This is a genomic window from Shewanella scandinavica, assembly GCF_031932065.1.
GTDB classification, from domain to species: Bacteria; Pseudomonadota; Gammaproteobacteria; order Enterobacterales; family Shewanellaceae; genus Shewanella; species Shewanella baltica.
The window spans coordinates 20,507-27,991 of sequence record NZ_JAUOES010000038.1; the positions used below are offsets into that span (position 1 = coordinate 20,507).

The following is a 7,485-nucleotide window of genomic DNA, read 5'->3' on the forward strand; positions in this document are numbered from 1 at the left end:
AGTGAGATGTAAAGCAGCAACCCTAGGTTAATGTTCGCTGCATTAATCATCCATGTTTTAGAAGGTCACTGTTGCAACAATGCTAATCTTAGATAAGTTCTCAATATATAATGCGTCCTAAAAAGCTAATGTATCACTCCCTTTTGTAAGCAAACTTGCATGCGAGTCTAAAGATAACGTCTTACAGGAATTTATTAACACTATGAATAAAAAAAAATTGGAAGTAATGACACCGAAATTTGCTAGTGACTTCGCCTGTATTGGCAGTGATTGTACTGCTCATTGCTGCAATACTTGGACAGTAGAAGTAGACAAACAGACTTATAAAACCTTAAAAAAGCACGGTGATATTGTAATTCGTCAACTTGCTTCTTCAGCCTTCAAGCTAACTAGAAACTCAGAAAAAGATTACGCCAGTATAAAAATGTCCAACAATGGTGATTGTCCTGTTTTAGATGAAAAAAACTTATGTAATATACATAAAAAATGTGGTCCAAAACTGCTACCACATGTATGCCAAGATTATCCGCGTACACCTCGTTGGTTTGGCGAACAAGCTGAGATGAGTATGGCGATTTCTTGCCCTGAAGTTGTTAAAAATGTCTTATATGATCCTGAAGCCATGATGATATCAACTGTAACTCAATACCAAAATGAATTAAGTCATGGCAATATCCGCGGTTTAACCGCTGCTAATTTACCTGCGTATTTAGCATTTATTCGTGATTTTTGCTTTAGTATTGCTTTAAATTCTGAACTCAACTTTGAACAACAACTATTTATAATTGGCTTATTTTTAAAACAGTCTGATTCTCATTTAAATAATATCACTCGTTTGTCAGAACTTGCTGAGAACTTTAATATCATGATTAGTGATGGTACTTTGCTTGAGCATTTTCAAGCACTGCCTTCAGTATCTGCTATAAAGTGGCATTTCTTTGCAACTCAAGATTCATTTTTCGTTACCCATATATATAAAAATAAAGAGATCCCCACATGTAATATTAAAAAGTTTGATGACTTCATCGAATGCCAACAGATGCTTATGAGAAGCCTCAACACTAATGAGGCCTACAGTAACAATGATAATGTTTTCATAGTCGCCAATCCAAATCGAGAGCATCATGCCTACACTGAAATATTAAAAACCTCACAAAAAATAATAGATGAGCATTTAGCAGAATATCCTCACTTTTTAAATAATTTTTTGTTATATAGTATTTATAACGACCAATTTATGGCTCACTTAGGCAAGCGACCAACTGAGTATTTTAAGTTTCTAATACTTGATGTGTTAATGCTAAAAAGTTACTTGGCAGGAATTGCTATGCAGCAAAAAAAGTTAACCAAAGACTCCGTTGTAAAATTGTTTCAGAGTTATTTTAGACGTAGACAGCATTATCCTGGATTACTAGCTTTCATGGATGAAAAAATAAAAGAGGCTGAATTGCAGAGTGAGTATGTTATTTTTTCACTCCTAAAAAATTAAATCAGCTTATAATTGATTGTTTTTAACGATAGATGACACTCTTGTGGTGTCAGCACAGGAATAACTCTAAAATTACAGAAGACATCTACTCCACTCGAAACGACCACAGTTATTAGCTAAGTCCATTGCATGTTCGAGATATGGTTATGAGTGTAGTGGCCAATAAAAATTGGCTACATCTTTAGAAGTTTTAAATATAAATATTTATCTGAAACAAGCTCGATTATAATTTATTTCTAGCGGACTTCTATCCAAATGTGAGTTATAACATTCTTTGTAAATGACTATTCACCTAGCATTATTCAGTCGGTTTTAATTTGCGAGATAAAAAAGAGCATTAAGGATGAACTTAATGCTCTTGTTTATGGATAAACTCCTGCTCAAACTGTGTTGCGGTGATGGGTTTACCGTAGAGGTAGCCTTGGCCTAAGTCGCATTCCTCGTGGCGAATAAAGGCGTCTTGTTCTAGGGTTTCCACGCCTTCGGCGATCACGACTAAGTTCAGTTTCTTGCCTATGGCAATAATCGCTTTAGTGAGCTCCCTATCTTGTTCGTTTTCTTCGAGTTTATTGATAAAACAGCGATCGATTTTTAAGGTGTCAAAAGAGTATTTTTGTAGATAACTTAGGGATGAATAGCCAGTGCCAAAGTCATCTAAGGAGATGCGGATCCCGAGTTCCTGCAGTTTTTGGATGGCGTTGTGGGCAATGTGCTCGTCCTGCATCAACATGCCTTCGGTGATTTCAAGCTCTAGGGCGGTCGGTGGCAATTGATAGAGGGTGAGTAAGTCAGCTATGTGCTCGCTAAAACGGGGATTGCGCATTTGCAAAGGGGAGATATTGATGGCGATTTTAAACTCCTGATCTAGCTCACGACACCATTTTGCCGCCTGAGCTAGGGCGGTATGCAATACAAAATTGCCAATATCTATAATCTGCCCATTACGTTCTGCTAAGGCGATAAATCTGTCTGGGGCGACATTGCCTAGAATCGGGTTGTGCCAGCGCAGCAGGGCTTCGGCGCCTATCACTTTTTGAGTTTTTAAGTTAATAAAGGGTTGGTAATGAAGGCTTAACTCGTTTTTGTTCAATGCATCGACTAAGTGAGATTCCAGTTGATAGCGTAGATTCAAAGCCGCTTGAGTATCTTGATTAAAGAAGCTGTGAGTTGAGCCATCGGCTTTGCTGATCGTCATCGCAGCCCCTGCTTTTTGCAGCAGAATGGCGGCATCTATGCCATCGATGGGCGCTTGAGCTATACCCATGCTCGATGGAATGGTGATCACAAAATCCGCCACGCCAAAGGGGGTATTACAGCAGCTAAGCACTTTATTGATGAGTTTGTTGGTTTCGTTATTCGAAGGTTTATGGGCTTGAATAATCACAAACTCGGCGCCGGCAATACGGGCGATGAAGGTATTTTCATCGGCATAGTGTTGTAAACGTTGGCTGAGAATGGTGAGAATTTTATCGCCAATCAGGTAGCCATAACTGTCGTTGATGGACTTGAAATTACGCAGCCCCAGATAGAGTACCGAAATCTTTTCCTTGCGATTCACTTCTTCGAGCATAGTCGAAAGGCTATTAATCAAATTGATGCGATTCGGTAATCCCGTCAGTGGATCATAGCTTTTATGGTATTCCAATGAGGTTTCGGTGGAGGTCCGATTTTCGATTTCTTTGATGAGTTTGCTACTGAGTTCGGCGAGTTCATAGGTGCGTTGTTGCACTTTTTGCTCTAACTCTTGGTTGTGCAGTTGCAGCTTTGCCTGTTGATAGAGGGTGACGAGGTTGGCTTCGATACCATTTTGAAACCGAGCGAGTAAGCTGCGAAACGATTGGCTGTAATTATGCTCTTTGTTATCGAGCATGCAGATAGTGCCAAAGGCGCTGTTATCGGGCCAACGTAAAGGCAAGCCACAGTAGGCAATCATGCCGAGTTTAATATCCGGATTTTTATCCCAGTCTTTATCTTTTAGGGCATTAGGAATGTGGAGTTCCTTGCCTGCTTTAATCACAGTCTCGCAGTAAAGTCCGTGGCCTAAACTGTCTTTGTCGTGTTTTTTATAGGGATTCCCTTGAGTGCGGCTTGAGGTAAACACTTCTATATCGGTTTGATGGACACGCATGATTAAAGCCGCGGGAGTGTCGACCAATTCAGAGAGCAAATCTAAGGTTTGTTGCCAGTTATCAACCATGACTTGGGGAACCACGATTTTGTCTGTGTCGATAGCAATGTCGGCGAATAAACGATCTTTTTGAGACTGATTAATGGCGAAATTGTATGGCATGAATGCTCAGTCCTAGAGGCGCGATATTATTTATAAACTATAGTCTTTTTACTCATGTTGTGAGTTTTTTGAATAAATTTAGTTTTATTGCGATGTAAATTTTGTGTTAACGTCGGCGCAATTGCGTTTCTTAAGTTTTAGATAAGAATTCAGCGCTACCCTAACGCAAGATATTCTAGTCATTGGATTTATGAGTGAGTAACTATTTGAAAGGTAATGTTAGGATGACATTTATCGATTTTGCCAAAGGGCATCTAATCGCGCCACTTTTAGTGTTTGCGGTGATCATCTTTGGGCTTGAATGGACTCACGCTGATATGAAAGTGGCGACCTTGTTATTTCATTGGCAGGGTGGTGTCGACTCTTGGCCATTAAGAGGCCATTGGCTGACCGAAAATGTATTGCACGTTGCTGGGCGTAACTTTGTTATCTTGCTGGCGGTGAGCGTTGTAGTCGGCATTGCCTTTAGTTTTCGAAGTGACAGGGTTAAGCCGTACCGTAAAGGGTTGATTTATCTATTTTGTAGCGTATTGGCGAGTGTTTTGCTGGTACGTATTGGCAAGAGTTTTACCCATATGACCTGCCCGTGGGATGTGATTGAGTTTGGCGGCCGTATGCTGCATTCCTCCCTGTTTTCCCGTTTACCTGCAGGCGCTGAATTTGGTCAATGTTTCCCTGGCGGCCATGCTAGCGGTGGGTTTGCTTGGGTTGCCTTGTATTACGTCTTGCGTGAGTATCGTCCGCATTTAGCTAAGTTTGGTTTGATTTTCGGGGTGAGTTTAGGCCTAGTGTTCGGTATCGGCCAAGAGTTACGCGGTGCCCATTTCTTGAGCCATGACTTATGGAGTTTAGCTATTGCATGGACGTCGGCGAGTCTACTTTACTATGGTTTTTTCCTGCGTCCATCAGGGTTAAAAAAAGCTAAATTTGCCGATGTTAGCCAAAGAGTCAATGTTAAATCCACTGCTGGATTAACACAAAAATAGCGGACTGTGAAACTGACATAACCTATGTGATTAACCTAAACACTGAGTCCAATTGGGCTCAGTGTTTTTTTATGGCTTAGAATCTGAATTCGAAGCGCATATCGGGTCTGCGTAGGCGAGATCTTTCATCTAACAGTTGGTTCTTCTCATTGAGGAGGCTGTTTTTCTGTTTCAATAAGTCGGCCTTATCGGTGAGATTATTGATCTTGCCATCAAGACTGCTTATCTCTCTATCGATGGTATTTAAGCGATCGGCTATTTCAGATAAGCGTTTGTTAGTCAGATATTTTTGATGGCCTTGATTATAACGTTCAACGAAGGCGTTATTGCTGCAAACCCCATAATAGCTTTCTCCCGCTAAGCCCACGCGGTAGCCATTTTCGGGAAGACAGTAACTGGCTAACCCTTGCTGGTATCCTTGTTTCCACTGTGCGGTATCGACACTGAGATTAAATTCTCGGCAATCTTTTTGATATTGATTCAATTGCCCTGCGCTCGTCCCACGGTTGCCATCGGCCAGCCCTAGGGCAAACCAATCACTATTGGCGCATTCTTCAATCGATAAGCTGCTGCATTGAGTGAGTGATAGGACCGAAAGGGCGAGGAAAAGACTAGGATAATGCATGGACAAGTTCTCTATATGTTGTGGCGTTTAGGATAAAGGCTCTTCTGGGGGAGATCTAGCTTTATATACCGCCATTTATACTGTCATAGATGCGTTTTGTTGGGCAGAATCCATCACAGTTTAGCGGGTGAATGCATGATAACAGGCTGATATTGTGTTAGTTTGCGATTAACACTTTAATGTCTACTTTGGGGTTAGCTATGATTTCACCCGTTTCATCGGCGCATTCTGCTTCATTACCGACGGCCAAATCGGTTCATCAACCCAGCGAGATGGTGGAGCCAAGTGGACTGAAATCCTTTACCTATGGCGCTTTAGGATTGGCGGCTCCCAAAGCTGAGCCCAGTTCCGATGTTGCTGCGATGAGCAAAACTGAGGCGCCTACTCCCGATACAGTCCCTAATGACACTAACGATTCGAACGATACTTATTACAGCGCTGGCCAAATATTGAAAGCGGCGGCGACCGTGGGGAGTGTGATTGCCTTATTTGTGTGAGTTAAGTTTGTGTGTAAACCTGCTTGAACATCTATTTGAGCGGTCTTGAATTTAAATGTTCGCTGCAGGATAGTGGCTGTGGTTTTACCTCTTGCTTTATATCGGTTGGCGGAAAAGAATATTCTTTTAGTTTAAGCTTCATTTTCAGTCTCTTTCTTTGCCAAAGTCCTCAGTAAATCTGGTATTGTGTTTAACACGCAAGTGCATTAGTTTTTACTTAAAATTCGTTTAACAATCCTGAACTATATTCATCAAACTTCCGCTGGAGACCGCTTTTGTATGAAGATTTGCCCGCAGTATTCCATATCATGCCTAAGTAAGGTATAAGGGCGCTATGAAAACTCCGAAACGAATCCAACCCCTGGTTGATGAAGGACTGGTCGATGAGGTCATTAGCCAGTTAATGAGCGGTAAAGAAGCGACTGTGTACGTTGTACGCAGTGGTGATGATATCCGCTGTGCCAAAGTCTATAAAGAAGCGGACAAGCGCAGTTTTAAGCAAGCTGTGTTGTATCAAGAAGGCCGAAAAGTCCGCAACAGCCGTCGTGCACGTGCGATGGAGAAAGGCTCTAAATTTGGTCGCGATCAGCAGGAAGAAGCTTGGCAAAATGCCGAGGTTGAAGCGCTTTATCGTTTAGCTAATGCGGGTGTGCGCGTGCCAACGCCCTATGGCTGTTTTGATGGCGTGTTGCTGATGGAGTTAGTGACGGATGCCGAGGGCAATGTCGCACCGAGATTGAACGATGTCAGTATGTCGGCAGAAAAAGCCCTGAACGATCATGCGTTGGTGATGACCTATGTCAAACGTATGCTCTGTGCGGGTTTAGTGCACGGTGACTTGTCTGAGTTTAACGTGTTAGTCGATAGTGAAGGGCCAGTGATTATCGACTTGCCTCAGGCGGTCGATGCCGCGGCGAATAACCATGCCAAATGGATGTTAGCGCGTGATGTGAATAACATGACCCAATACTATGGCTTGTATGCTCCTGAGCTGTTAAAAACGCAATATGCCAAAGAGATTTGGGCCCTGTTTGAAGCGGGTGAGTTAAAACCTGAAACGCCATTAACCGGTGAGTTTACCGAAGTGCTGGTCGAAGCCGATGTCAGTGCCGTGTTAGAGGAAATTCAAGCGGCCTTTGAAGAGGCGCAAGAGCGTAAACAAAGGATCCAAGAGGCAAACGAAGAAGACTATTAATTGTCAGTCGTTTTTCGCCCATAAAAAAGACGCTCAAAGTAGCGTCTTTTTTATGCTAAAAATTAAGTATCACTATTATTTTTATTGTTGATTTTATTACTGATTTTATTATTGTTATTTAATTTTTGGCGTTAGCCAATCCATGGCTTAATCTCCGGTTGGAGCTGGGTCCATCCTAGTTGCTATAAACAAGCTAGCAATCATCAAACTGTGTAATAAAAGGACAAGAGCTGAGAGAGAAATATGTTCATGACTTGGGGGAGCACAATTCACATATTTAATCTTTGGGGGAGACAACTCCCTCAATCCTTGCCGAAACCTTGGTAACTCTTCAGTCAATCTATGAAACAGCACACTAAATCACAGCCTTCCTTGGCGCGCCACACTCGTTATAGCGCTGGAT

General features: G+C 42.0%; 6 protein-coding genes. 4 read left to right on the top strand and 2 right to left on the bottom strand.

The genetic code is table 11. The features are described 5' to 3' along the window. Nucleotides 1–202 precede the first annotated feature (202 nt). On the top strand, nt 203–1,489 hold the full coding sequence (gene fliB / locus Q4Q50_RS20940; protein WP_311900961.1) for a flagellin lysine-N-methylase: 1,287 nt from the start codon (nt 203–205) through the stop codon (nt 1,487–1,489). A gap of 349 nt (nt 1,490–1,838) precedes the next feature. Here the strand turns inward: fliB and Q4Q50_RS20945 are convergent, their stop codons facing one another. Next, a complete protein-coding gene (locus Q4Q50_RS20945; protein WP_311900963.1) occupies nt 1,839–3,779 on the bottom strand; it encodes a bifunctional diguanylate cyclase/phosphodiesterase in 1,941 nt (646 codons plus the stop codon). A 224-nt stretch (nt 3,780–4,003) separates the two neighbouring features. Here Q4Q50_RS20945 and Q4Q50_RS20950 point away from each other — a divergent pair, with 224 nt between their 5' ends. Then, nucleotides 4,004–4,765 (top strand): phosphatase PAP2 family protein, encoded by a 762-nt coding sequence (locus Q4Q50_RS20950; RefSeq protein WP_311900965.1) that lies wholly within the window; start codon nt 4,004–4,006, stop codon nt 4,763–4,765. A gap of 76 nt (nt 4,766–4,841) precedes the next feature. Here the strand turns inward: Q4Q50_RS20950 and Q4Q50_RS20955 are convergent, their stop codons facing one another. Continuing rightward, on the bottom strand, nt 4,842–5,390 hold the full coding sequence (locus tag Q4Q50_RS20955; protein ID WP_311900966.1) for a DUF2799 domain-containing protein: 549 nt from the start codon (nt 5,388–5,390) through the stop codon (nt 4,842–4,844). Between the two features lie 179 nt (nt 5,391–5,569). On the opposite strand from Q4Q50_RS20955, the gene Q4Q50_RS20960 reads away from it, so the two are divergent. Then, a complete protein-coding gene (locus tag Q4Q50_RS20960) occupies nt 5,570–5,887 on the top strand; it encodes a hypothetical protein (protein ID WP_006083080.1) in 318 nt (105 codons plus the stop codon). A gap of 334 nt (nt 5,888–6,221) precedes the next feature. Beyond that, nucleotides 6,222–7,082, top strand: a complete 861-nt coding sequence (locus tag Q4Q50_RS20965) for a PA4780 family RIO1-like protein kinase (RefSeq protein ID WP_006083079.1) — start codon at nt 6,222–6,224, stop codon at nt 7,080–7,082. Nucleotides 7,083–7,485: the final 403 nt, after the last annotated feature.

Coding starts and splice junctions, on each gene's coding strand:
- fliB (WP_311900961.1), top strand. CDS start 203: ATGAATAAAAAAAAATTGGAAGTAATGACACCGAAATTTGCTAGTGAC.
- Q4Q50_RS20945 (WP_311900963.1), bottom strand. CDS start 3,779: ATGCCATACAATTTCGCCATTAATCAGTCTCAAAAAGATCGTTTATTC.
- Q4Q50_RS20950 (WP_311900965.1), top strand. CDS start 4,004: ATGACATTTATCGATTTTGCCAAAGGGCATCTAATCGCGCCACTTTTA.
- Q4Q50_RS20955 (WP_311900966.1), bottom strand. CDS start 5,390: ATGCATTATCCTAGTCTTTTCCTCGCCCTTTCGGTCCTATCACTCACT.
- Q4Q50_RS20960 (WP_006083080.1), top strand. CDS start 5,570: ATGTCTACTTTGGGGTTAGCTATGATTTCACCCGTTTCATCGGCGCAT.
- Q4Q50_RS20965 (WP_006083079.1), top strand. CDS start 6,222: ATGAAAACTCCGAAACGAATCCAACCCCTGGTTGATGAAGGACTGGTC.